At 34.3% G+C, this 25,051-nt stretch carries 19 protein-coding genes; 10 read left to right on the top strand and 9 right to left on the bottom strand.

The window, feature by feature from the left end; genetic code table 11:
- Positions 1 to 4: 4 nt before the first annotated feature.
- The 6 genes from BXU10_RS13265 to BXU10_RS13290 all read right to left on the bottom strand — a co-directional run bounded on the left by BXU10_RS13265 (position 5) and on the right by BXU10_RS13290 (position 6,481).
- Positions 5 to 634, bottom strand: coding sequence for a hypothetical protein (locus BXU10_RS13265; RefSeq protein WP_078227717.1), 630 nt, complete (start codon positions 632 to 634; stop codon positions 5 to 7).
- A gap of 121 nt (positions 635 to 755) precedes the next feature.
- Positions 756 to 1,373 (bottom strand): ATPase, encoded by a 618-nt coding sequence (locus tag BXU10_RS13270; protein WP_078227718.1) that lies wholly within the window; start codon positions 1,371 to 1,373, stop codon positions 756 to 758.
- A gap of 209 nt (positions 1,374 to 1,582) precedes the next feature.
- Positions 1,583 to 2,443: a transcriptional regulator gene (locus BXU10_RS13275; protein ID WP_078227719.1), complete on the bottom strand. Its 861-nt coding sequence runs from the start codon at positions 2,441 to 2,443 to the stop codon at positions 1,583 to 1,585.
- 163 nt (positions 2,444 to 2,606) lie between these two features.
- Complete coding sequence (locus BXU10_RS13280) at positions 2,607 to 2,897, bottom strand: helix-turn-helix domain-containing protein (RefSeq protein ID WP_078227720.1); 291 nt, start codon at positions 2,895 to 2,897, stop codon at positions 2,607 to 2,609.
- A gap of 286 nt (positions 2,898 to 3,183) precedes the next feature.
- A complete protein-coding gene (locus BXU10_RS13285; protein WP_317170920.1) occupies positions 3,184 to 4,020 on the bottom strand; it encodes an RteC domain-containing protein in 837 nt (278 codons plus the stop codon).
- Between the two features lie 34 nt (positions 4,021 to 4,054).
- Positions 4,055 to 6,481 carry an aminotransferase class I/II-fold pyridoxal phosphate-dependent enzyme gene (locus BXU10_RS13290; RefSeq protein WP_078227722.1) on the bottom strand — a complete coding sequence of 809 codons (2,427 nt, stop codon included), beginning with the start codon at positions 6,479 to 6,481 and terminating at the stop codon, positions 4,055 to 4,057.
- Positions 6,482 to 6,733: 252 nt separating this feature from the next.
- Here BXU10_RS13290 and BXU10_RS13295 point away from each other — a divergent pair, with 252 nt between their 5' ends.
- From BXU10_RS13295 to BXU10_RS13310, 4 genes are all read left to right on the top strand, one after another.
- Entirely contained in the window at positions 6,734 to 7,117 is a 384-nt protein-coding gene (locus tag BXU10_RS13295) for a hypothetical protein (RefSeq protein WP_078227723.1), read from the top strand.
- A gap of 83 nt (positions 7,118 to 7,200) precedes the next feature.
- Entirely contained in the window at positions 7,201 to 8,127 is a 927-nt protein-coding gene (locus tag BXU10_RS13300; protein WP_078227724.1) for a helix-turn-helix domain-containing protein, read from the top strand.
- Between the two features lie 105 nt (positions 8,128 to 8,232).
- A complete protein-coding gene (locus BXU10_RS13305) occupies positions 8,233 to 9,714 on the top strand; it encodes a MauE/DoxX family redox-associated membrane protein (protein WP_078227725.1) in 1,482 nt (493 codons plus the stop codon).
- Positions 9,715 to 9,801: 87 nt separating this feature from the next.
- Positions 9,802 to 10,065: a DUF6520 family protein gene (locus BXU10_RS13310; protein ID WP_078227726.1), complete on the top strand. Its 264-nt coding sequence runs from the start codon at positions 9,802 to 9,804 to the stop codon at positions 10,063 to 10,065.
- Between the two features lie 65 nt (positions 10,066 to 10,130).
- Here the strand turns inward: BXU10_RS13310 and BXU10_RS13315 are convergent, their stop codons facing one another.
- From BXU10_RS13315 to BXU10_RS13325, 3 genes are read right to left on the bottom strand one after another with little or no spacing between them, the layout of a single operon-like run.
- Positions 10,131 to 12,695 (bottom strand): S9 family peptidase, encoded by a 2,565-nt coding sequence (locus BXU10_RS13315; protein WP_078227727.1) that lies wholly within the window; start codon positions 12,693 to 12,695, stop codon positions 10,131 to 10,133.
- Positions 12,696 to 14,072, bottom strand: coding sequence for a RagB/SusD family nutrient uptake outer membrane protein (locus BXU10_RS13320; RefSeq protein WP_078227728.1), 1,377 nt, complete (start codon positions 14,070 to 14,072; stop codon positions 12,696 to 12,698).
- 16 nt (positions 14,073 to 14,088) lie between these two features.
- Positions 14,089 to 17,097, bottom strand: a complete 3,009-nt coding sequence (locus tag BXU10_RS13325; protein ID WP_078227729.1) for a SusC/RagA family TonB-linked outer membrane protein — start codon at positions 17,095 to 17,097, stop codon at positions 14,089 to 14,091.
- Between the two features lie 590 nt (positions 17,098 to 17,687).
- Here BXU10_RS13325 and BXU10_RS13330 point away from each other — a divergent pair.
- The 6 genes from BXU10_RS13330 to BXU10_RS13355 all read left to right on the top strand — a co-directional run bounded on the left by BXU10_RS13330 (position 17,688) and on the right by BXU10_RS13355 (position 24,990).
- Entirely contained in the window at positions 17,688 to 17,978 is a 291-nt protein-coding gene (locus BXU10_RS13330; RefSeq protein WP_123921997.1) for a helix-turn-helix transcriptional regulator, read from the top strand.
- A 242-nt stretch (positions 17,979 to 18,220) separates the two neighbouring features.
- The gene (locus BXU10_RS13335; protein WP_078227731.1) at positions 18,221 to 19,051 is read left to right on the top strand and encodes a Hachiman antiphage defense system protein HamA; all 831 of its coding nucleotides are present in this window, start codon (positions 18,221 to 18,223) and stop codon (positions 19,049 to 19,051) included.
- On the top strand, positions 19,048 to 22,404 hold the full coding sequence (locus BXU10_RS13340; protein ID WP_078227732.1) for a DEAD/DEAH box helicase: 3,357 nt from the start codon (positions 19,048 to 19,050) through the stop codon (positions 22,402 to 22,404). The genes BXU10_RS13335 and BXU10_RS13340 overlap by 4 nt, the downstream gene beginning before the upstream one ends.
- An 881-nt stretch (positions 22,405 to 23,285) precedes the next feature.
- Positions 23,286 to 23,537, top strand: a complete 252-nt coding sequence (locus tag BXU10_RS24810) for a hypothetical protein (protein ID WP_123921998.1) — start codon at positions 23,286 to 23,288, stop codon at positions 23,535 to 23,537.
- Between the two features lie 70 nt (positions 23,538 to 23,607).
- Positions 23,608 to 24,195, top strand: a complete 588-nt coding sequence (locus BXU10_RS13350) for a hypothetical protein (RefSeq protein ID WP_078227734.1) — start codon at positions 23,608 to 23,610, stop codon at positions 24,193 to 24,195.
- A 222-nt stretch (positions 24,196 to 24,417) separates the two neighbouring features.
- A complete protein-coding gene (locus BXU10_RS13355; protein ID WP_078227735.1) occupies positions 24,418 to 24,990 on the top strand; it encodes a hypothetical protein in 573 nt (190 codons plus the stop codon).
- Positions 24,991 to 25,051 lie beyond the last annotated feature (61 nt).

Raw genomic sequence — 25,051 nt, forward strand, 5'->3', positions numbered from 1 at the left:
AAAGTTATTTTTTGTTTATTTCATCTATGTAAAACTGCAATTCATATAGTTCAATCAATTCTTCAACTTGTTTTGACATTTTTGCCAGCTGCACAAAATTGATGTTTTGGTGTGGTGATTTTTCTCCTAATACATCTTGGAGGATTATGTAAATGGCTTGTTGCCATGTTTTGGTGCAGCAATGTATATTATAGTTTTTTAAGTAAATAATAATATCTAATTTTTTTGATTCTTCGTCATAGTTGAGTGGTTGGAATTTGATTTCGCTAGTTTTGATTGTTATTTCTGGAAATACATAGGGTTCGTCTAATCCTTCTATAATTTTTTCTATGTTTTCTGTGGGTTGGATGAATGCTGTAAATTTCCAATTTCTTAAAACAGGTGCATTGTTTACTAATTGTACTACTTGTTCGAAATATTCCGGATTTCCGTTTGCTGTAATGATGAGTTCTGCTTTTTGTTTTTCTTCTTTTGGTAGGACTATGATAAAGTCTAGTTCTTTGCAGTAAAAGCCTAGATGCCGATTTAGCCAAAAGCAGATGTGTTTTTGGTTTTTTGGATTTTCGCTGCTAAGGTTTTTGATGGTTTGGTTGTTGTCTTGGAACCAGTTCCAGAAGGTGTTTATTTTTCTCATGTGTTTATATGTTGATGCGTTAATTTGTTTGTTCGTTGATTTGGAATTTTCTAGGTGCTATTCGATTAAATATGGATATACTTGCACTGATGAGAGATTGCTTCGTTCCTCGCAATGACAGTTAGCGTTTGTCTTGTGTGGTTTTGTCGAAAGCGATGAGGTTTAGCATGGCTCGGAATCTGGAGCGTACTCGATTGCCGTACATGGTTTCTATTTCTGATGCTGATAGATTGGTTGTTATATGGGTTTTTACTTTTCTGGAGATAAATAGATCATATCTTGACAGGATTATTTCTGCCATGACATTACATTCGTTTCCGAAGTACTTTAGGTTGTTTTCTGTGCCTAAATCGTCGAAGCAATAGGTTCTTGGTTCGGAGTGGTAGAGTTTGCCGATACTGTATTTGTGGATGATTTGGTAGCCGTCTTGGATGAACTCAAAGCTGATGTCTCGACAGGGCTTTACGAAGAACTTATGTTCGATTGCTGTTAGGTATTTCATTAGGTTCATTAATGATGTTTTGCCACAGCCAATTGGACCGGATATTAATATTCCTTTGTCGAGGTTTATTCCATATTGAAAACATGTTGGTTCATCTCTTAGGAAATAGGCGATTAGTTTGTAAACTATTGGGTAATCGGTTTCTACTATTTTGAAGTGATTGCCGTAGAGTTCGATGCCTTTTTTTTCGAGCCAATTGATTACTTCGGGGTAGCTGTAGTGGGATTTTATTTCCATACGAGAACTTTATTAAGATTTCATGTTTTTCAGTTTTAAATTTTCTTTTGGCTTGACCCAAAAGAAACAAAAAGTCAAGACTTGAGTTTTCAGCGGTCAAATTAATTCTTGAATTCTAAATGAAAAGAACTCGCTTCGCTCAAACAGCTTTTCATTTTACGAATTCTGCGAATATTTGACACTCGCTTCCAAACTCTATGTCGCTAAAATCACAAAGGTTCTGCATAATTTTTGTCTGTTGTTGCGTTGAGGTTTTGGCGGTAGTTTGCTGGTGTTGTATCGGTGTTGTGGTTGAAATTTACGCTGTTTATTATCCAATTTTGTGCTGCTGCTTGCCAATTGATCATCGGAGTTTTGCCACCGACTAGCCAACCGACACTGGAGAAATAATTGAAGAATTTTTGTGCTTCGAGTTCCGGGAAGTTGTTGTCTTGGAAATAGATTTTGACACTTTCTATTGTTGGCTTCTCGACTACGCTCGAAGTGACAAAAAAACTTTTCTTTTTTTCGCGGAACTTTTTTTCTTTTTCTTCTTCGGTTTTATTTTTTAAAGTAGAATTATTTATTTCTTCAAATTTTTTTGCTTGCTCGTTCAAGTTTGCAACGTTTTTATCGTTTAAAATGTTTGTATTGTTTATATAGTTTATAGAAGGTACTACTGCTTGTTCAGTACCTGTTTCACAACTGGTACAAGACTTGTTCAGCGCTTGTTCTGAAACCGATTCAATAAGCGGTTCATTTTTTAGTTTTCTCTCACTTTTTTGGGCTGGTTTTAGATCTTCGGAAAAATTGAATAAAATAACATGGCTCCCCTTGAATGGATTGTAGGATGGCTCGTAGTTGATATAACCCAAACTGTGCAAGTTTTTCAGGCATTTGTGATAGGTGGCTTTGGAACTGATTTTACTGATTCGCATTACCTCATCGCGATTGATGCTGATGGGGTTTTTGAAGCGGTTGCAGTTCCAGAATTGGAACAATGCCATATATAGGCTTACATGGGTTGGGTTTAGGGCTTTGTCGAGGACTACTTTTTCGAAGAAGCCGGTTAGGTGTTTTATGTAGTTCATTTTGCTAGTGATTAGTGAATAGTCCTTAGTGAATAGTAACTAGTGAGTAGTGATTAGTCTTGCTTGAACTGCGTTCAAGAGTTGACCTGCTTTGCAGGGAGATACTTCGGCAGGCTCAGTATGATAAACCATCCCGTCCTTCGACCCCTCCAGAGGAGGGGAATTACTTGAAAAGCGTTGGTATTGCGTTTGTTTTGTTGGTGTTTAGGAGTTTATCGATGTCGGCATTGTCGTAGTAGAGGGTGCCGCCGATTTTGGTGTAGGTTAATGTTCCATTGATGCGGAGGTTTTGGAGGGTTCCGGGGGAGATGTTCAATAGCTTGATGACTTCTTTTGATTTGAGCCATTTTTTTGAAGTTGCGTTATCTTCCGCTTTTACCATTTTTTTGATATCTGCCAGAAGTTCGTTTTTGAATTCTTGAAGGTCTTCTTTTGTTAGGATTTCTAGTGTCATAGGATTTGATTTTAATTGGTATTAATTGTTTTACGATTACAAAATACCTTCTATTTTATTGGATTTTATCCCAATACGTTTCGTAGTACCGATAAAATTTAACATCAAAATTTAAGTAAGTCCCGTAGTTGCTGACTCCCTTATTTTGATTTGTTATAATTTGATTTTTATTCTGGAAAAGAAATGATGTTATGCACAATTGTAGTAGTTTATTAGCCATAAAAAAAAAGCAGTAAACCCCTTGTTTTATTAGGGTTTACTGCTTCCTGTTTTCGTAGTACTGCCATTACTCTATATCCTCTCTCGCCATTTTTTGCTGAAGGTTAAGTGTTAACTCTTCCAAGAATTTGGTTTTACTGCTTTTACGTGCCTTTATTTCGGTGTATGTCTTATACACATTATCCAATTTTATATTGAAAAAATCTTCAAATGATGAAGTGATTAAATTTATATCTGCTGCTCCATGATTGATTGCTCCATTAGAGAATAAGGCATAAATCAACTCAGTCAATGCTGTTTTTGGTCCTGTCCAGACGATTACCTTGTGTTTCTTTTCTTCAAAAATGTCGGCATCATCTACTTTCAAGCGTTTTAAGGCTTGACGGATGTAATGTATAAAACGATACATTGCCTTAACTTTTGCCCAAAGCATGTCTTGTGCTGTTGAAAATTCTGGAAACTGATAATAATCTGTCATTGGGGTGAATGGGAAATTATTTCGATGGTTTCTGGTAAAGAACTGATGATCTAAATAACTATATCCCTGTTCCATATAATGTACAAAGTCGGCATTTTTATAAAAGAATTTGTTTATTTTACGTAGTTCTTTTTGTAGAAATTCTACTTTATAGGTTGTTCCAGCTTTAGGCATTCTCAATTCGCAAGACCGAACTTCGGTAAAGAAAATCAATAAACTCATTGGAATTGGCTTATTATTTTTAAAGAAATCAATCTCTTCCGGAACCGTATTAAAATCCCGTTTGTCCACTATCTCTTTAAAACTGGATAATGTTTGATTACACAATATGATTCCTTTACTGGCTTTATTGAGCATTGTATCACTTGATTCTAAAATTTCGTTACAATTTGTATTAAATGATTCAATTGTCTTTTTAAACATCATAAAAAAAATTAGTTACAAATAGGTTAAAAATATTCTACGATATAGACTTATAGTCGTTTTGAATCGTATTCATCACTTCCATGGTATAGTTATCACGAGCCTGGATATAGGCTATTTTAGGAATAATTTCAGCACCTAGTTTTCTTTTTTCGAAAGAAGCTGAAATTCCAAAATCGACTTGTGGAAAGTTGAGGTCGTTTGCTCTTTTGATGGTTTGAAATAATAGTTGTCGGTATAAATTGAATTCTTTTGCCCATTTATACTCCATTCCAATTAGTTCTGGTACGTAGGTGTGGTTTTGGTTTTTGTAGCAAAACATTACACCTACTAAAGGATTATCCTCTTCTGTGTTTAAGTATAATAGAATGAATTCCCAATTTGGACACGTATTCATATCCTCAAAAACGGATTTGGTGTATTGAAATGTATTGATTGCATAATTGTTATTTTTTACATTAACATACAGTTGGTATACGATTTCCGTTTCTAAGTCGCTCAGGCTATCTTTAATTTCTACCTGATAGTATTTTTCAAATGGTATAATTTCCTTATTGAAATGCTTTCGGGAACGAGGCGATAATACTTTTGAAAAATCATCATATTCTAGCCATTTTTCTCCTTTAAATACACAGGATTCTGGCATGTTGATTTTGAAATATCCTTGTTCTTGAATTATTTTGTTCCAATTGTTTTTCTCTTCAAAATCTCTTAAAACCAGCATATCTGCTTTTAAATCATTGTATTTTTCTTCTAATTTATCCAATAGTAATTTGACTGCCTTTTCTGCTGATTCGTCCCCTTGATTGATGTAACAATGTTTTCCTTCCGTGAAAAGACAACCCAAGCTTACTACTTTAGACGTTAGGTGCAATGGATTTGTTTTTCTGATTTCTTCCAGTTGTTTGGAAACTGATTCTGTGGCTAACATATCATCCTTCCATAAACTATGGGTGCCAAATGTCATTAGCAGGATTTTGCCGTTTTTATCTTTAATTGTATAATAGAAGAATTCCCAATTGTTGTTTTGGTCAGGGTTGTTTTTGAATGCTGTTTCTAAATACAGCAAACCGTCCCAATCAAAGATGTTGTTCTTGCCCATCAAACTATCCCAATCTGATTTAAAAATATCTTTTATTGTGCTTTTTTCTTCTATTGTTAATTCATCGCTGCTCAATCTATTTACAGGTAGCGAATCCTCACAACTTAATCCGAAAGCCTTCCTCACTTTTGTATCACTATTGTTTGTTTCCTCTAATGCTTTTGGATAATGGTATTTTATTGCCTCTGCCAGTTCTTTAACGTCTTGTTTGTGATTGTGGCTTGACAGAGTAATCCTAATTCCAGTATTTTTAATTGGAACAGCTGGGTAAATCCCTAAATTGAGAAAGAAACCTTCTTTAAACAAACGATGGACAAAATTGTAAGCTGAAACTGGTGTTCCCATGCCTAAGAAGAAAACAGGGGAATCGTTTGTGGAAATTATAGGAAGATTTTCTACTGCTAGCAATTGATTGAAATACGCAATTTTATCCGCCAATTCTTGTTGACGGATTGTAATTTCAGCAGATAAATGTATTTTTACTGAAGCAATTGCCGCTCCAACGGAGGCTGGTTCTAATTGGGCAGAAAAGGTTAAGGGGCCACCAAAGTTTTTAATCTTGTTACGGAGTTTTTGGTTTTTGCAGAATACTGTAGCTCCACTGGCTCCGAAGGTTTTGCTTAATGTTCCGACTACTACAATATTTTCTGGAAGTTCTTTGATGGTGTCAAAAACGAATCCTGTTCCGTTTTTACCTTTCCAACTCATGCCGTGTACATCATCAAAATAGAGATACAATTGACTGTATTTTTTTGTCAATTCCATTAATTCCGAAATAGGGGCATAGTCCCCAAACATGGAATACACACCGTCTGCCATGTACCAGATTTTATTGCATTTAGAAGATAGTTGTTTTATTTTTTCTTCTAACATGTTGAGGTTGTTGTGTCTTATCATTTCTACTGGAATTCCTCTTAGTTTGAGTAATTGACAAGCATTTTGCACGCTCCAATGCACTTGATGATCCATAATTACTGCATCTTCGTCTCTCAATAATGTTGGAATAATAGCCAAATGACCCAGTGTACTGTTTTTGGTAATTATCGGTGGAATGCCGTACATCTGTTCTATTTTGTCTTCTAATTCACTATAAAGCGGATGCGAAATGTATGATTTTGATAGTGGAAATTGTGTGCCGTAATCCCTTATAGCCTGAATGGCCGCTTCTTTAATTCTATCATCTTGTTCCAAGCCTAGATAGCCAGTCGTTCCAAAATGATACATTTCTTTTCCTTTGATTTGAATGGTTCTGCCTGTTAGTTTTTTATCTTCTGCATAGAGATGTAAAATGCCTTCCTTTTTTGCTCCTGATAAAACTTCATCAACGGTATCGATGAAATTGTTGTGTTTAATTTTCGCCATTTGTTTGTTGGTTAGATAGGATTTTTATAAAGAATCGTTTCAGCTTTTTATAATTGAGATTTAAAATTCACTATAAAAAATGAAAGTTTTTTCATCTCCCAATTCAATACTCCCAATTTGACAAGTCAAATTCCCGAATTGACAACGAAATACTAAAAACACTCAAAACACAACAAATAATCCCGAATTGACAATCGCTGTGTTATGAAATGTTTATATTTTTGTTAAATAAACCTACTAAATTCATAAAAGATGATTGCAGCTCATGACTTTTATGAGAATGACTATTCGCGATTTTGGATTGCAGATGGTATTCTCTACTTTGAATATAAAGCTAACTTGACTATTGACTTGAAGGTTGCTCAATGTGTTGTGAATGACAGGATTCGATTTCAAAATGAGCGTTCTTTTCCTATTTTGTGCGATACCCGTGGTATTGTTGGTACTGAAAAGTGTGGCAGAGATTATTTAGCTCAATCAGGGTCAATTTTGACCAGTGCCGTTGGTTTGCTCGTTCATGAAAAAGTATTGATGACGATTAGTACTTTTTACTTGGAGATTAGTAAACCTGCTGTACCTACTCAGGTTTTTACTAAAGAAGCAGATGCGTTGGTTTATTTGAAGGGGTTTTTATAGCTAGTAGTAATTAGTAATTAGTGATTAGTAATTAGTGATTGGAGAGTACTTAGTGCTTCGTTTTATTGAATTTATTTTAAGTTATGGAGAGGTTGCATAACCAAGAGCGCATTGTTAGCATGCACCAGATGTTGTTTGAAATGGCTCGTGGTAATTTTAATAGCCGTATTCCTTTGAGTTCGTATGATGACGAATTGGAAACGCTTGTTGTTTTGATTAACATGGTTGCTGAAGAAATGAAGGAGTCTATTTTTCATAAGGGCTATGTTAATACGCATCATTCGTATTCTTTTGTTTCGCAAACTACTTTTGTTTTGGATGCTGTTTTGTTTATTCAAAGTTTTACACCTGAAGTCACTTCTTTTTTAGGGTATTCGGAATCTGAATTGCTTTACCAACCTTTAGGCTGTATTCTTAGCCCCTCTTCTTTGGAACGAGTTGAACATGTGCGTGCTGCTTCTATTTCATCGCCTATGCCGGTTGCCCTGGATTTTACTACTAAAGCTGGTTTGTTGGTTTCTGTTTCTTGCAGTATTGGCTGGTTAGTTCATCGTTCGGAAATTATATTGAATTTGGTTACTCCCGTACGCCAAGATTCTTATAGTCCTTTGGCTTATGACTATGATGCTGATCCTTCTCTTAAGACTAGAAAGGCGGATGCGCTATTGATTCAAAAGTTGTATGATTATATTTTAGCTCATCTTAATGAACCACTTCCTTCCTTAAAAGAACTTTCTCGCCAATTTGGTACGAATGAGCATAAATTGAAAGCTGGTTTTCGTTATTTTTTTAAGACTAGCATTTATCAGTTTTATAATGAGGAACGTTTGAAAAGGGCTTATTTTATGATCGAACATACTGCTATTCCTTTGAAAAACATTGCTATTATGAATGGTTTTTCTAATTACCCGAATTTTTCAAAATCGTTTAAAAAACGGTTTGGCATTTCTCCTTATGAATTGAAACGAAATGAAACCAATTTTCCTTTTTTATCCAGCGATTTAGGTTAGTCAGTCTTCACTTTCTCCGTTTTTGCCTCTTTTTGCTCCCGAAAAGACAAGTGTTATTGTTTTGTAATTCAGAACTTTACGGTGTTTAATTAAAGACAATAAGTGATGAAAGTAAATAATCAGTTCAAAAAAGTAGTGCTGGAGCTTATTTGTTTGCTCTATATCATGCTGTTTGTTTATGCAGCCGTTAGCAAATTGTTGGATTTTGAGAATTTTCAGGTGCAGGTGGGGCAGTCGCCTATGTTACGTTCTTATGTACCACTTATTTCTTATGGAGTTCCTATCCTAGAGCTGATTTTAGCTGTATTGTTACTTTTTCACAAAACTAGATTAGTTGGCTTATATGGAGCTTTTGCTTTGATGTCTTTGTTTTCAACTTATCTTTTTATTCTTTTGACGTATAGCGATTACATACCTTGCTCTTGTGGAGGTATATTACAGAAAATGGGCTGGAAAGAGCATCTTCTATTCAATCTTGTTTTTTTGGTTTTCGCTGTGCTTGCTATACGATTATACATTGTACGACAAAACATTAGTATGCCTTTACAACTGAAGCTGCTATCCTTTCTTTTTTTTATTTGTAGTGGACTAGTCCTTTTTCAATATATAACTACTAACAGAGAAGATGTTGCTGTCCAGCAATTTATTAGACATTATCCGCATCATCCTATTTTATTAGAAAAACAAATTGATTTAAAATACAATTCCTATTATATCGCAGGATTTCAAGATGGCAAAATCTATCTTGGAAATGTAACTGCTCCTTTATCGGTTATGGTGGTAGATGTACATACTTACAAAAAAGAAAATTACGTCATCCAGCTCCCTAAAAGTAATTTAAAATTTCGCTCTTTGCGGTTAGTTGTAGCGGCACCTTATTTTTATTTTTATGACGGTATAACAGCAGTAGTTTTTAGGGGGAAAACTTCTGATTGGGAAGCGAGTCAATGGTTGTATAAAGCTGCTTATTTTACTCATATGGTGGCTGTGGATTCTACAAGCATTGCTATAAAAGCATTGAGCAGTACTTCTTTTGAAAATATTTTAGGTCTCATTACTACCAAAGATTCCGTTAGAGTATCCCTATATTCCACTATTTTAGAAAGACAAAAAGATGGGGTTTTTGACACCGATGGTCTATTGCTGTATAATGCATCTGCAGATCAGCTGGTGTACCCTTATTTTTATAGAAATGAGTTTTTAGTTATTGCTTCTAATTTTGAGCGCCATTCTAAATTTAAGACTATTGATCAAACGGCAATTGCGCAAGTTAAACCCGTTACCTTATCAAAACAAAAAAGAACGGTATTAGCAGAACAGCCTCTTACTGTTAATAAAAATAGTGCAACGTTTGGCAGTTTCATTTTTATTCAAAGTGGTATTATAGGGAATTATGAGCCCAAGGATAATTGGGATAGCGCATCGATTATTGATGTTTATTCTATTTCTTCAGGGCACTATTTTTTTAGTTTTTATTTGCCGCATCAAAATCAACATCCTATGAGTAGTTTTTCTATAGAAAATGGCAGACTGGCAGCTGTCAGCGGACCGTATTTAAGCCTTTATACCTTACAATCACCATTCTAATTTCTGAATGTCAACTTATACTGCAGTGTCAGGGAAACGATCGAAAACCTGAAAAAGAGTAGATCAATAATTTTAATTTTTAGTATTATGAAAAAAATCATTTTGAAATCAGTTTTACCGATGGTAACTGTTTTATTGGCCGTTTTTGGAGCGTTTGCTTTTACTGAAGCTCCGAAAGAAGAATTGTTAACTGTAGATATGATTGGCGTACTTCCAAATTCTTGTGAAGAATCGTCTACCGTATGTAGTACTATCTTCAACACCCAACAATGTCAAGAAGGGAGTCAAAACTTGTATCGCTTAAATGCAGCAGGTACTGCGTGTCCAGATCCATTGTACAGAAAACAATAGTTTGCTTTACTGTTACGACCATTCAATGCCGGATGTGTGATGTCCGGCATTGTTTGATTCTTTTATTATTTTAAGTGTTCATCAAACCAATTTTTTATTTCTTTGGTCAGCAGTACTTGGTTTTCCTTAGTATTAATCGTGTGTCCTTCGTTGGGGAAAAGAAGTAATTTATTTTCCTTTTTTAATCTTCTGAGTGCCATGTGGAGGTAGATGCTTTGATTCCAATCCACATTATAATCCTCTTTGCCTGTCCATATTAATACTGGTGTATTGATTTTGGCAGCATTAGCAATAGGCGAATTGTTTTTATAACCTTCAAAATTTTCAAGAGGATTTGATCCCATGCGCATTTGTTGTGATTCAAACCTCCAAGCTTGGGTTCTATTGAAATTCCAGTTCATTTGCAAATACAGATTTGTTAAATCGGTAACTCCTGAACCTACTACTGCTGCTTTAAAAATATCAGTTTGTGTTATGATTGATGCAACTTGATATCCTCCGAAAGAATGACCGTAAATTCCCATTCGATTAGGATCTATTTTTTCCGTTTTTATAGCTTCATTCACTGCGCTTTCTACACAATCTTTTGCTGAAATTCCCGGATTTCCAATTTCATAGATGATGTCAGGCAACAAAACAAAATACGCATCATAATTATAATTTGCCACAGCAAATCCAGCTCTATCATAGAGGGTTGGATTATCATATTGATGAAGCCTTTGTGAAAGTTTTTCATAAATGTACACTATCATAGGGTATTTTTTTTCTTTCTTATATCCAACAGGATAGTATAAAATAGCATTTAATGTATCTCCTTTTGAATTTGTGTACTTCATTAATTCTGCTGTTCTGGATTCGTACTTTGTATATTGTTTGTTAGACTGATAGACTATTTTGGGTTGGGCTTCTTTTGGCGTTGTAAATAATATCCTTGGGGGTCTCGTTACCTCTTCTTCTATCCAAATCATGTCCTGACTATTGCTTGCGATTTTCATTCTGCTTGCTTTCGAATTTTCTAAGTGGATTTTTATCAAGCCTTGTTTTTCCTTCCAAATGTAGTATCCCCAATTTTTATTTTGGTCAATTGCAGTGCAAATTATTCCGGCTTTTTTGTTAACTGTCGTGCTTAGAAATTCGATACTACCGCGATGCCCTCTGTTTACATAAAGTTCTTCTTCTATTCTAAACTGAGTTAGTGTTTCTCTTCCATTGGTGATCCTTTTTTTTGTTTTACCATCTGCTGCTATCATCCAAATATCATATTCATCATAAATGAAAATGTATTGATTATCTGAAGACCAAGCTCCACACCCAAAGCCATATTTGGGTCCGGGTTCGTCTTGTTTGAAATTTTCCACTGGAAAAGGTAAATCTTTGGTTATATTAGTATGCGTTTCTCTTTTAAGGTCATAAATCCACCAGTTTTTATCTCGATAATAATAGAAATAGTTTCCGTTTGCTGAGGCTCCCATTGTTTGCGCTTTTTGGCTTTGCTTTTCGAGTAGCAGTATCGTTTTATTTGTTTTTAGGTTGGTTAAATATAAATCGACAGGAGCTGCTAGTTCAAATTGTGGTTCATAGTCTAAGGGATTAAATGACAAGACGTAGTTGCTAAGGGGGCATATAATTGTATTGGGTCTTTGATTGGTACCTATTATTTTTAATTCGTTTGTAATAGGCCACCAAATGGCCATTTTGGCTGTGTTTTCAAAATTTCCTTTTACTTCTTGAGACGGATATTCTAACGGGGAATTGTATTCCCAAACCTCCATTTTCCTGGGTTCGATTTTAGCTTTTTCTCTGTTGTTTATGTAGAAAATTACTTTGTTGTCATTGGGCTCTATTACTATGCCTTTTTGACCAAAAGGTTTCACAATACTTTTTTGATTTAATTCTGGAAAATCATTGGAATTTAAATGGTAATATTTTTTGTTTATCAAATTGTAATAGCCAATAGCATGATTTTGATTGGTATTTTCTTCTTTTTCTTGATTTTCAAAAAATGCAAATCCGTTGTTATTATTCCAAACTAAATTTTTAAAGCCTTGTTTGCTGTTTGCAATAGGGATTTGAGCAAATGGATTATCGGTAGTGCCTACTACTACCGATGTATCTTTAGCAATCGCAAGATTGCCATTGGAACTAAATTCAAATTCTTTGACTTTTGGTATTACAATGGTCTTCTGTTTTTTTAGATTGATAACGACTAGTGTGTCTCTATTAGAGAGCACTCCAATACTATTTGATCCTTGATCTATTTGATATTTTTTGACCTCATCAAATTCAAGTTGACTATTTTTTTCCAAATTTAAAAGTATGAGCTTTTTTTGATGGGTACTATAGGTAAACCATTTGCTATCGGAACTAAACTGTCCATTTGAAGCATTTGGGAAATTGAAAGCTTTGTTGTTTTTTACTGTTTTTAAAACTAAGGTATCCTTTCCGTTATTGTACTTTAACTTAAAGCTTAGCCATTTCCCATTGGGAGCTATATTTTCATCTTCCAATAGGCACCAACTATCATAGTCTTTTTGCGTTAGTTTTTTCTTTTGGTTTTGTCCAAAGGAAAACTGATACGTCAAGCAGATGATACTAATGATGATACTCCTTTTTACTAGTTGACTGTTCATTTAATATCCTGTATTTTGTGGTAAAAGATTGGTGTTTAGTAGTAGTTCTGCTTCGGGAATAGGCAATAACAACTGTGTGTTTTGCCAATTGGGTTTTAGGGCGCTTAATACATTTTCTGCCCTTGCTGTTCTTTTTAGATCAAACCATCTGTGCCCTTGCTCGGTAAATAGTTCTACTTTTCTTTCTTGCATAACAGCTTCCAGAATTGCTGCTTTAGTTGTAGCAGTGCTCTCTGGTAAAGCTGCTCTAGTTCTCACTTTATTTAAGTCTTCTAAAGCTTGGGTAGGATTGTTTAATTCAGCTCTTGCTTCTGCTCTGATTAGATACTGTTCTGCTAAACGGAAAAGAATCGAATACTCTTCGGAAGTTCCTGTGTTTAACGTTTTTTTGTACTTGTATGCATGATACCAAGACTGACTACCATTGGTTATTGTTCTCGTCCAATATTGCTTTCTTTTATCATTTGGCTCAAAAGCATTCATCATATCCAATGATAGAGCTTGTTTAATGGGTGGGCCAGATGAAAAAATAAAGGTTCTTGCTTCTTTGGTGTTTAAACCTGCTATCCCTGGATGTAAAGCCCAGATAATTCCCGGATTTTCTTTCAAGAATACCTTTTGAATGTTTAGTTCCCAATTGTAGGCTGTATTGCTTATCACTGCTGTTGCATAGGTTTCTGCTTGTTCCCAATTCTCCAGATATAGATGGAGTCTTGCTAACATTGCTTTTACTACAAATTTGTTTGCTCGTACCCGCTCATTTGTAGGGTAGTCTTCTTGCAGTAGTGCTTCGGCATCCGTTAAATCGCTTACCATGTTTTGGTTTATTTCATTTATTGTATTTTTAGTAACGGTGGTATTGTGCACATAATTTGTAGTTGTAATGTATGGGATTTCACCAAAGCAATTCACCAAATAAAAATGGATGTACGCTCTAAGAAATAAAGCTTCACCCTTGAGTTTGTTTTTATCTGCTGTGCTGATATTGCTGGTATTTTCCACCCCTTCAATTATGGCATTTATTGCGTACAATTGCCCATAACTTGTATTCCAAAGCGTAGCTATGTAGGAGTTACCAGGTACAATTGTATGGTTGTAAATACTTTGTAGGGTAGTGTTGTTGCCGTATAAAGTTAGTTCGTCGGCATAGTTCCCCATTATGTTAGCTAATCCAAATGCTGTCCCTGTTACCATACCTTCCTCTCTAAGTCTTGCATATACGTTAGATAAAGCTGCTGTAGCTGTAGCAGCATCTTCAAATACGGCTTGCCCCGTTAATTGCGACTGTGGTACCTCAACTTCAATAAAATTTTCGCAACTGATTAAACTAAAAATTGCAATTCCTGTTGCAATAGCTTTTTTATAATTTGTTATCATATTTTCTTATTTTAGTTTATAAATTGAATTGTAAGCCAATGGTCCATTGTCTCAAAGGAGGTAAATAACCAGAGGTTTGATTTTCAGGATCTGCACCTCTGTATTTGGTAAAAGTCAATAGGTTTTGACCTTGGAGGTATATTCGTCCTGAAAATGATCTTGTCCAGTTAGATGACAAGTTGTATGAAAGGCTAATGCTTTTTAGCCTAACAAAAGAAGCATCACTAAGACTGGCATTACTATCCGTATACCTGGAAAAGGCTTGAACAGCATCAGGATTGGTACCTGATGTATACAGCTGTGAAGCAGCCGTTGCTCCATTTTCTGCCCCATGATGTAAAATTTCAACTGGCTGATTTGAAAAGCTACCGGGAACAGGAAAGAAATAGCTGAAATTTCTACCTTGCTGTTTTACAAATTGAAAAAGAACATCCAATTCCCAATTTTTGTAATTTATTTGGTTTCCCAGACCACCGAACCAATCGGGATTTAAATTACCTATGACCTGACGGTCATTTGGTGCTGCAATTTGCCCATCGTTATCCACATCCTGAAATTCATAAACCCCTGTTTCAGGGTTGATGCCTGTCAGATTATAGAGCTTAATGATGTTTAACGGCTGACCTATAACCAAAGCGTTTGCGTAGGTTGAGGCTTCCAAGTTTTTGAATTCAATCAATTCATTTTTTGGTTGGGTAAAGTTTAAGGTTGTTACCCATTTAAAATTGCTGCCTTTTAGGTTTACCGTGCGTATGTCTATTTCTAAACCTGTATTTTGAACTGTGGCATCAAAATTTTCCTGAATGGAAGGGAAACCAGTGGTTGCCGGAAGTGGCACACCTACCAACTGATTGGAGGAACGATTGGAAAAATAGGCGGTGGTTAGAAAAACATTGTCGTTCCATAAACCCAATTCTATTGCCACTTCTATCTTTTTGTTTGTTTCCCAACCAAAATCTGGATTGAAGAGCCTCGCGGGTTCTAATCCAATAATTCCTTGGTAGTTGTTTGATGTGACATTATAGGTGTCTAAAAACTGATAATCGCCAATCTGATCATTGCCTGATGTTCCAATACTTGCCCTAATTTTTCCAAAACTCACTATATAATCCTGATTTTTAAACATGGCTTCGTTAGAAAAAATCCATGCAGCACCCATAGCCCCAAAATTTGCAAAACGATTTCCGGGACCGAAACGACTTGAGCCATCCCTTCTCCCAGTCAGGTTCAGTATGTACTTATCTTCCCAATTCAAATTCATTCTTCCGAAAAAGGCATTGTATTTATATACAATTTCCTGATGGTTAAGAATGGAACGATCAGCCGCTGCCGCCATATTGTTGATTAGTGCATTACTGGTAAAGCCTGATCCTGATTGTACTAATTGCTGCGATAGATTGTTTTGGAATGTTGTGCCCAACAGTACGTTAACTTTTATCTTATTCCATTCCTTATTCCAGTTTAGCTGAGGTTCCATAATCCATGATTGCCTGTTGCTATTGTTGAGGTATAATGTTGCCATATCATTTGTAATGACATCGAAGGGATTGTACACTGTTGTTGGTATTGTTCTCACTTCGACCATTCTTGTATCTGTATAACCGAAATTTGATTTTAGTTCCAGACCAGGCAATAGTTTGTAGCTTATTTGAAGGTTAGAAATGAGGTTGTTTGTATTGGTTTGATACTTACCATTTAGAAATCCGAGCGGATTGTCGAACGTTCCATTTTCCCAATTTAAAGCACCATCCTCTTGGTAAAGCTCCGGTGCGTTTGGAGCTAGTGTATAGGCATATTTTGTTAAATCAACTCCTGGCAAGGTGTTTTTGTCAGCACTGTAGTTGGATGAAAACTGCAGGTTGAATTTATTGTTTTCTGATGTGTGATTAATTGAAGCATTCACTACACCTCTTTTATACTTATTTTCTCCAGGATAAACTGTAGTTTCCTTTCTAATAGTTCCACTTATTAAATATTGGGTTTGACTGCTGCCTCCTGAAATTGTTCCTTGATAATTAGTAATGATTGCCGTTCCGCCTATGAGTTTTTTTTGCCAATCTGTATATCGGTTTTCGTCCCAAGTTCCGTTGCTATCATAGGCACTTTCCGGGATTGTTTCCATGCCATCATTAGCAAAAGCTTCTTTTCGCATTGCCAAGTATTGGCTTGTATTCAGTAAATCTAATTTGCGCGTAATTGATCCAATGGAAGTAGAGGCCTGAGCTGCAAATTGTGTTTTGCCTTGTTTTCCTTTTTTGGTTGTAATTAGTACTACACCATTAGCCCCTCTGGAGCCATAAATGGCTGTTGCATCGGCATCTTTAAGGACTTCTATGCTTTCTATATCGGCAGGGTTAATATTGTTTAGCGGATTGTTTGCATTGGGTAGAATACCTGAAATAAGGTTGGTGCTTCCTAATGATTGAGAGGCATAAGGCATGCCGTTAACGATGTATAAGGGTTCGTTTCCTTCTGTTCTTATACTATTTGTACCGCGGATTCTGATGTTGAAGCCTCCACCTGCTGATCCTGTTTCTTGTGTAATACTGACACCTGTCATTCTTCCTTGCATGGTGGCGAGTACATTGGCGATGGGTTGGGTTTCGATATCCTTAGCCGTGATTTTTGCAATGCTTCCTGTTCGTTCTTTTTCTTTGACGGAATAGTAGCCTGCATTTAGTATTACTTCTTGTAAGGTGGTGGCGTCTTCCTGGAGGCTGAGGTTTATTGTTGTTTGACTGGCAATGGGTCTCTCGATTGTTTTGTAGCCCATATAGGAAAAAACGAGGGTATCTGTGGGTTTAGCTGTTATTTGATACTGTCCTGTTTCGTTGGTTAGTGTTCCTGTGTTAGTTCCTTTTACTAGTACGGTGACGCCTAGCATGGTTCCGTTAGGATCTGTTACCGTTCCTTTGACGGTAGTGGTTTGGGCATGACCGGCTGTTATGGCTAACAGGGATAGGATGCTGATGATTTTGGGCAAAGGGGATACTGCCCAACTCTTTACAAATGAATAATTATTCATACTTTTGAAATGGTTTTAATGAAACTTTGGTTTTGTTAGTTCTGGCTCTCTAGTATGTTTGGTCGCAGGCTAGAGGGCTTTTTTTTAGTCGAAAGTTGAAAGTCGAAAGTTGAAGATCGAACAGTGATTTTTTTATTGCATAGGCATTTTGTTTTAGTGGTTTTTACTAAACAGGAATTTACACTGTCTTTGCTAGTTGCAGCCTAGGGCGGACAGTGTATTTTCCAACTAATTCCTTTTGTTGGTTGCGATACTTTGTAAGTGGAGCAATGCTAAGAATACTGAGAGAGTTTGGAGCATAAAAAAAGGCATGGAACTCAGCTTATTGCATCAGAGGTACTGGTATACCGGGGAACAATAAGTGAGCCCACGCCATAGGACGTGAGCATCGTACTTATCTTCTCGTTCCTATAAAATTACCAGTTTTCTGATACGAGATTCAAAGCGAATGCTTCAATGTTTTATTTGAAGAATCGCAAAATTACAATTTTCAATGTAATCTTAAAGCAAAGATAATTATTTAATTATCATTACCGAATTCGGTAATGAATATTTTTTGATTTTTATTCAAATTGCACTAAAAGATGGTAATGAAGAATGAAAATAAGACAAAAGAAATTAAAGAATTGATTGCACAAAAGGTAAAATCTTTAAAAGGTGAAACTGCTTATGCAAAGATTGCTGCTAAATGTGAAATTCATAGTGGTAAGATTAGTAATATTGCCAATAATAAGATTGATTGTCAACTTTCAAGTCTTATAGAACTAGCCAAAGGTCTTCGAGTGCATCCCAGAGAACTATTTAATATAGATTTCGATTTTGAAACATATTATCACGAATTGGACTCTACGAATAGTTCAGAAAAAAATAATGATTTATAAAAGATGCTTTGGCATCTTTTTTTATATACTGGCTTCTCAATTCAGGATGATTTGTAAGAAAAAATAAATATATTTGATAAGTAATATAGTTTGACCTCTGGCATAGCTGTCCATCTAAAATTGGAGTGATAGGTATGATAAAAGTAGAGCTATATATTAGTTACAAGCAAGCTTAGCCCAAAATCTGAGAATTCAAGAATATAAAAAATGTGTATTATAGACAATGCTCTGAAAATATCAAAATGACTAAACAAATTAATTTAATTGGAAACCATCCAAACATAGATCACCCATTAGGAGCTTGGTTAAAGGTTAATGATATAGCTGTTACAGCATCTAAGTGTCACAGAGAACTAACTGAGAGGAATGATGAAGGAAATGAAGATTTTATTTTATGGATGGCTAATAAATTAATAAGTCATCACTATTCAAACTTTAGGCTGCAGCAACTTAAGAAAAAATATACAGAATTGGGTTTTGAAAAATACGCTGAACAAAACAGAAAACTTCCAATTGCAGATAAAGTAAAAAAAGGAAATGCAACCGAAATTTTATTAACCGAATACATTCAAAGCACATTAAATCGTGATTTAATTAAAGTGTTTAAACTAAAATACAATCCTAATGTAGACCAAGCCATAAAAGGAGATGACACATTAATGGTTGATCTATTTGAGCAAGTAAACGGGAATGATTTAAAAATTTATCTTGGAGAATCAAAATTCAGAAAAATTCCTTCAAAAAAAGTTGTTGATGACGTTTCCAATTCATTAGAAAAAGAGAAAATGCCACTTTCATATTCTTTCTTGGTTGAAGAAATAGCTAAAAGTGATGTTGAACTAGCTCTAAAGCTCGATGATTTTATTGTACAAGATATAAAAGACAAGGGACAATTAATTTACACAGGTCTGTTATTAAGCAATGAAGATACTTCAAGGTTCGTAGAGAAGAATTTAAATAATGATAACCCTGAACTAATTTTTATTTCAATAGGTATTAAAAACCCTGAAAGCTTCATAAATCTGGTTTTTGAAAAAGCAAACCAATTAATTGCTAATCCCGCTGCTTTATGACGTTAGATCAAATTCAAGAAAAATTAGATAAAATTGAAAAAGATTCAACACTTCAGAATCTAATTGCTCAAGCAAATGCCAGATATATTCTTTACAATACATCTGAAAGTATTGATAACTTTCCAAAATATACAATTAGGGATGATAAGTTAAATCTATTAGCATTTCATTATCTTAATCTAGGATGCAGATTTATTGAAAACAAGCACTCAAAAGACGGCATTTTTCCTTTGGAAAAAGGGGCTTCAATATTAGAAAATGTTCATGGGTCAACAGAAGTAAATACCAAATTAGGTAATTACTATGGACTTATTTCTTCTTTATCTTACTACGTCTGTTTTCAATATTCAAAAGCATTTATTCTTATAAAGAAGATTGAAAATGATACTGTTATTTCAAAGATAGTTTCATTATTTCTAGGTCGAAATTACCATCAGCTCCTAGAAATAATAAATAATATGATGGTAGATGACATTTATTTAGATGAAAATTTATCTAAAAATGATGATGAGTTAGAATCTAGTAAAAACATCTATGAAATAATTATTGCAAGATCCTTAAATAATTTTATCAAATACTTCTATACAGGAGATAAACATCTTTTAGAATTAGCAAAATCTAATCTTCAAAGTTTAAAAGAGATAGCTGAAATCAAAAATGAACCTGATATTTGGTGGGTTATCAGATTGTTAATAATAATAACAGATGGTATTTCACAAGCTTCATTGTGGAATTCACTTGAAAAACATTTTGATATTAGTGTTGGACTTCCACGTAATTATATTCAATCATTAACATATAAAAAGTATGGCGGTATTTATGAATTATTCATAACACAGCGCAATTCATTGCCTCTAGTATTAAATAAAGAAAATACAGGGTGTGTCGTAAGTATTCCCACAAGTAGCGGAAAAACAAGAATTGCAGAAATTGCAATATTAGAATGTATTACGAAAAATGAAGGAAGTAAAGTATTATATATTGCTCCATTTAGGTCATTGGCTTACGAAATTGAAAACTCTTTGGACGAAATATTTCATAGTATTGGAGTTTCAGTATCTCATCTATATGGTGGAAGCTTATTTAGTAAGCTAGATGAGAAAGTAATAGATGAATCTGATGTAATAATAGCAACTCCTGAAAAAGCAAAAGCAATGCTTCGGGGTAATAATGAAATTCTCAATCAAATAAAACTTGTTGTTATTGATGAAGGTCATTTGCTCGGGGCTGATAAACGTCTAATTGTAAATGAAATTTTTTACGAGGAATTAAGATATTTTATTAAGCAAAATAATGGGCGGTTTTTAATTCTATCCGCAGTTTTGCCTAATGCTGAAGATTTAGCAGAATGGCTCACTAACTCAAATGAAAACGTATTTAGAGAAAATTGGAGACCCTCAGATGAAAGGCTGGGCGTTCTTCAATGGAATGGTAACTCAGTTGATCTTAATTGGAGGAGTACGGATACGGAAAGAAATTCGTTTAATCCGAGATTTATAGTAAGTCAAGAGCAACCTTTAAAAGGCAGGCAGAGAAGAATAAGATTTTTTCCTGAAAACAAAAATCAAGCTATAGCGAGCACAGCTTATAAGCTAAGAACCTTTGGACCTGTTCTAATTTTTGTTGGTTTGAAAGTATCTGTTTTTGCAATGGCAAGGGAGTATGACAAATGTCTTATAGAGGAAAACGATTTTGTGTTTAAAAATCAAAATGATTGGAAAGCATTTGAATTAGCCTGTATTGAGTCTTATGGAGAAGACTCTGAATGGTTATATTTTGCTAGAAAAGGAATTTTATGTCATAATGGTGATTTATTATCTGATGTTAGACTGCCACTAGAAAGGCTAATGAATAAAGAAAAACCTAGAGTTATAATTGCGACATCTACTTTGGGTCAAGGTGTTAATTTAGGAATTTCTACAGTAATATTTTCAACACTATATCAAGCTGGTGATCCCATTACGTCGAGAGATTTCTGGAACATTGCTGGAAGGGCAGGTCGAGCATTTGTAGACCACGAAGGCAAGATTTTAGTAACACTAGATACAGTAGGTAAAACAAATAAAAAGATTACATGGGAGCGAAACTTGATATTTAACTATTTCGATAAGGCTAAAATTGATAATGCTCAAAGTGGCTGCTTAGAGTTAATTAAGGTTTTAAAATCTGTTGCAAACTCTAACGATATTTCATTTGAAAAATTGATTGAACTAATAGCAGATAATAATATTTCAGAAATACACGGAAATACAGAAGCCATTAACAACTCTTTAGACTGGATTGATGATGGATTACTATCATTACACAGTATAAATAGTACAGATAATAATTACGATTGGACTGATGACTATTTTAGAAAATCACTAGCTTATATTCAAGCTGAACAATCTGAGGAAATTACAGGAGAAGAAGTAATTCAATTTTTAAAAGCCAGAACAAAGGGAATAATAACCAAAGTAGGTGACAACAGAGAAAAATGGAATTCAATAATCAAATCTGGAATACCACTAAATAGCGACTTACAAATTGAAGACAAATTAGAACTGTTAATAAATATAATTCAAGAACATTTAGCAAATGAGATAAATATTGATACAAAAATCAAGCTATTAAAAAATATTGAAAATGAAATTAATGATATAAATGTTTTATCTGATGAATTTATTGAAAGTGTAAACCAAGATGAAATAAGAGAAAGATGGCTAAAGGCAATTCCTTTGTCAGAAATCGCTCCACTAGATCAAGCAACAAGTATTGTTACAAAATATTATTCTTATAGTCTACCCTGGGTTTTAAATGGTATTTCAAAAAAATTAAAAAACAAAGAGCTTATTGAAGAAGCAGAAACTATAGAGGAATTATCTATTTTAGTTGAACTTGGTTTACCGAATTTAGTAAGTGTGAAAATTTATCAATCAGGTATTAGGTCAAGATCTTCCGCTAATGAAATTAGTGGATTATATGATGATGAATTATGGGATAAAAGCATCAAGTTCTACAAGAATGATTTAATTAGAAATATGGAGCTATATCAAGACTTATTATCTTCAGAAGCTTATCAATGGCTTGTATTATTATCTAAGTTCTCAAAAAGAGAAACTATTGTTCTAAAACCAATATCCAATTTTATATTTGGTGATAAGCATAAAACTACTAACAGATTGGATGCCAAAATAATTAATGGAAAACAATATTTAATAAGCCCTGACTTTAAAGTAATTGAAGATATTAGTGGTTCAGATATTGATTTCTCTTCGGTAAATGATGTGATTGGGGTCTATTTTGATTATGACGAAGATGATGAGGTTTGGAAAATGATTAATCTTAACCCTTATCTAAAATTTGAAGAGTGAATCATGTAGTACTGAATTTGCAGAAAGAAAGCTATCAGATAACAGCTAAAGAACAATTAAGCCATGTTTGAACGGAAGCACTGCCATTCCGCAACTATGGGTTTTTCGATAAATGAGTTATAAGAATTTCAAGAGGCTATTGCGCCTCTTTTTTTATACTTGTCTATTCGGGATTACTACTTGTCAAATCGGGAGTAACTACTTTAGGAACAGTAACACTCCAATAGTTCTGTTCTATTTTTGAGGGATGGAATGGTATGAAATTTTAGGTTTTGTTGTTGCTTGGTTTTTAGGGCTTTATTTGAGAGGGAAGATTTATGAGCGATTGAGGGATAGAGGTTATAATGGGAGCTGGAGGAAAAGGAAATAGGTAGATGCTGTGATGGTGTCTTTTTTTGTTTTATGACAATAGTTATGCAAGAATAGCCAGTGAATAATTGAATCTATTTTGTAAGTTTGATTTTGTATAAAAAAAAACAAAAAAACCTTCGCCAATCTGCTCAACATAAAGATGGATATAGGAAGTTTTGTTTATATACTAGTTAGCAGAAATACTTACACAGAAAATTCATCACATTTTTTACTAAAATACTATACATCAGTAAGTTGTAAATCATTATATTTGAAGTCAACTAACAAATAAATGAAATGATATGTACTTATTCCGATTTTTTCTATTTGGGCTAATCATTAGTGCAAATATAAGTTATTCCCAATCTACATGTGGGGAAGCTGTAGCACGGCTTCAAAATTATGCCAACCAAGTAAATTATACCTATAATAACGAATATTGGACAATTATTCCAAATAATAGATGTCCAGCATATGATGGTTTTGGTAGACTTGTGCATCCAACAATTGTTCAAAATTGTCGTCTTCAAATGTTACAATCACTGAATCAATGGTATTATAATCAATGTGTTTATGTTAATAACACATATGCTCAAATTATGAGCAATTGTGGAAACTCTGATAACACAGCAAATAAACCAGCTCCTATTTCAAAAAAGAAAAGCGATGAAATGGAACAAATTGATACTGATGAAATAGAAGACTTAACCGCTGGAGTCGACGAAAACAAAGCAGTAAGAATAACGATTCCAAGAACCGCCGCTGGCTTTAATCCAAATTAGTATGAAAAACAAATTACATTCATTTATGCGAATATTTTGTTTAGTTTTTATTTGCATATTGCTAACCTCTGTGAAAACCTCTTTGAGACCAATAAAAAGACCTTTTTGTGGATTTAGTTTAGAAAATGGCTATTACTATCAAGAGAAAGAACTTCAATACATTACGCATAAATCATCACGAGGTGATGATACAGGCATAGCTGATGTAGTTTATGAAATACAAAAAGCTGCTGGCTTTGATGCCAAAATTCAAGTTTATGTTGCAAAAGACGAAAATAATTGCATGGCAACTATTGGAAGAGGTGGTGTTAGAATGATAATTGCTGATCATTTATTTTTAAACGATGTTGACAAATCAGCAAAAACCAAATGGGCAGCAATTTCAATCATTGCCCATGAAGTCGGACATCATATTGCCTCTTTTGGTGAAGATTCGCATAAGGCAGAGTTAGATGCAGATTATTGGAGTGGTTATGTTTTACAAAAGCTCGGATCAAATAAATCTGCAGCCACAAAATGCATTATGACTTATGGAACAGAAGAAGATACTGATTCACATCCCAATAAATATAGTAGAGCTGCAATGATTGAAAAAGGATGGCAAGATGCCCATAACGGAGAAGTGGACTATAACCACTGTAAAAACTGCGAAAAATAGTACTTCTGCTAACAGGTACAACGGATTTACTTTGTCCGTTCGGCTTACAGCCTCGGGTGGGGTAATTGGCTTAATGTAAAGTTGGTTTTGTATCTGGGATGATTTGGCAAATCCGAAAATAGGGCTTAATTTAACCCCAAACCCGCTGTAGTTCCATAAAGTTGGGCAACAGTTTATCGTAGCGAATGAACAACATCTGAAAATAAATAACTATTAGTTGAAATGTTATTAAGCTTTAAAGAACAAATTATTAATGATTTTCTAATTCCCTCTTTTATTTTAAACGAAGGTGAAATTATTATTGAAATTCCACCCGGAGTAGAATTTCAAAAAATCTCTTTAAAATTAATTGAAATTTTAACTGAAATGTCTTCAGAGATTAAGTATGTTGAACATTTTAAGCAAAACTCATTTTTTACTGTTTTGTTTCCATTGACAGTTGGTAGATATTTAAAAAGATGTGATGAAAATTCAGTTTATAAAAATAAAATTTATGAAATTGAATGGCTTAAACCTAAAATTAATTCAATTGCGGGAAGTTATAAAAGAATGCTGTCATTATTCAAAACATTGACTTTTACGAAAAATATAATTATAGATTTAGTTGGTGTTGACCCGATTGGCGGAGTTGAAATTTACAAAATATTGAAGCAAAACCAAAAAGAAAATGGAAGCGTTATTTTATTTGATTCTTGCAATGAATTTGAAAAAGATTGTACAAATTTTATTAGAGCAAAGTATATCGGAACTAACGAAATGTACAAAGATTATAACGAAATAATAGCTGATAAATAAAAAACCGTTGCCCAACAGCTAAGGGATTCGTTGCGTGCGAAGCACGAACTATGAAACCCGT

It is taken from the genome of Flavobacterium sp. LM4, assembly GCF_002017935.1.
GTDB classification, from domain to species: Bacteria; Bacteroidota; Bacteroidia; order Flavobacteriales; family Flavobacteriaceae; genus Flavobacterium; species Flavobacterium chungangense.

Bases quoted from the DNA above. Each gene is read 5' to 3' on its own strand.
- BXU10_RS13280 (WP_078227720.1), bottom strand. From the start codon at position 2,897: ATGACACTAGAAATCCTAACAAAAGAAGACCTTCAAGAATTCAAAAAC.
- BXU10_RS13285 (WP_317170920.1), bottom strand. From the start codon at position 4,020: ATGATGTTTAAAAAGACAATTGAATCATTTAATACAAATTGTAACGAA.
- BXU10_RS13325 (WP_078227729.1), bottom strand. From the start codon at position 17,097: ATGAATAATTATTCATTTGTAAAGAGTTGGGCAGTATCCCCTTTGCCC.
- BXU10_RS13310 (WP_078227726.1), top strand. From the start codon at position 9,802: ATGAAAAAAATCATTTTGAAATCAGTTTTACCGATGGTAACTGTTTTA.
- BXU10_RS13330 (WP_123921997.1), top strand. From the start codon at position 17,688: ATGAAGAATGAAAATAAGACAAAAGAAATTAAAGAATTGATTGCACAA.
- BXU10_RS13295 (WP_078227723.1), top strand. From the start codon at position 6,734: ATGATTGCAGCTCATGACTTTTATGAGAATGACTATTCGCGATTTTGG.
- BXU10_RS13315 (WP_078227727.1), bottom strand. From the start codon at position 12,695: ATGAACAGTCAACTAGTAAAAAGGAGTATCATCATTAGTATCATCTGC.
- BXU10_RS13270 (WP_078227718.1), bottom strand. From the start codon at position 1,373: ATGGAAATAAAATCCCACTACAGCTACCCCGAAGTAATCAATTGGCTC.
- BXU10_RS13300 (WP_078227724.1), top strand. From the start codon at position 7,201: ATGGAGAGGTTGCATAACCAAGAGCGCATTGTTAGCATGCACCAGATG.
- BXU10_RS13290 (WP_078227722.1), bottom strand. From the start codon at position 6,481: ATGGCGAAAATTAAACACAACAATTTCATCGATACCGTTGATGAAGTT.
- BXU10_RS13320 (WP_078227728.1), bottom strand. From the start codon at position 14,072: ATGATAACAAATTATAAAAAAGCTATTGCAACAGGAATTGCAATTTTT.
- BXU10_RS13275 (WP_078227719.1), bottom strand. From the start codon at position 2,443: ATGAACTACATAAAACACCTAACCGGCTTCTTCGAAAAAGTAGTCCTC.
- BXU10_RS13355 (WP_078227735.1), top strand. From the start codon at position 24,418: ATGTTATTAAGCTTTAAAGAACAAATTATTAATGATTTTCTAATTCCC.
- BXU10_RS24810 (WP_123921998.1), top strand. From the start codon at position 23,286: ATGTTACAATCACTGAATCAATGGTATTATAATCAATGTGTTTATGTT.
- BXU10_RS13335 (WP_078227731.1), top strand. From the start codon at position 18,221: ATGACTAAACAAATTAATTTAATTGGAAACCATCCAAACATAGATCAC.
- BXU10_RS13305 (WP_078227725.1), top strand. From the start codon at position 8,233: ATGAAAGTAAATAATCAGTTCAAAAAAGTAGTGCTGGAGCTTATTTGT.
- BXU10_RS13340 (WP_078227732.1), top strand. From the start codon at position 19,048: ATGACGTTAGATCAAATTCAAGAAAAATTAGATAAAATTGAAAAAGAT.
- BXU10_RS13265 (WP_078227717.1), bottom strand. From the start codon at position 634: ATGAGAAAAATAAACACCTTCTGGAACTGGTTCCAAGACAACAACCAA.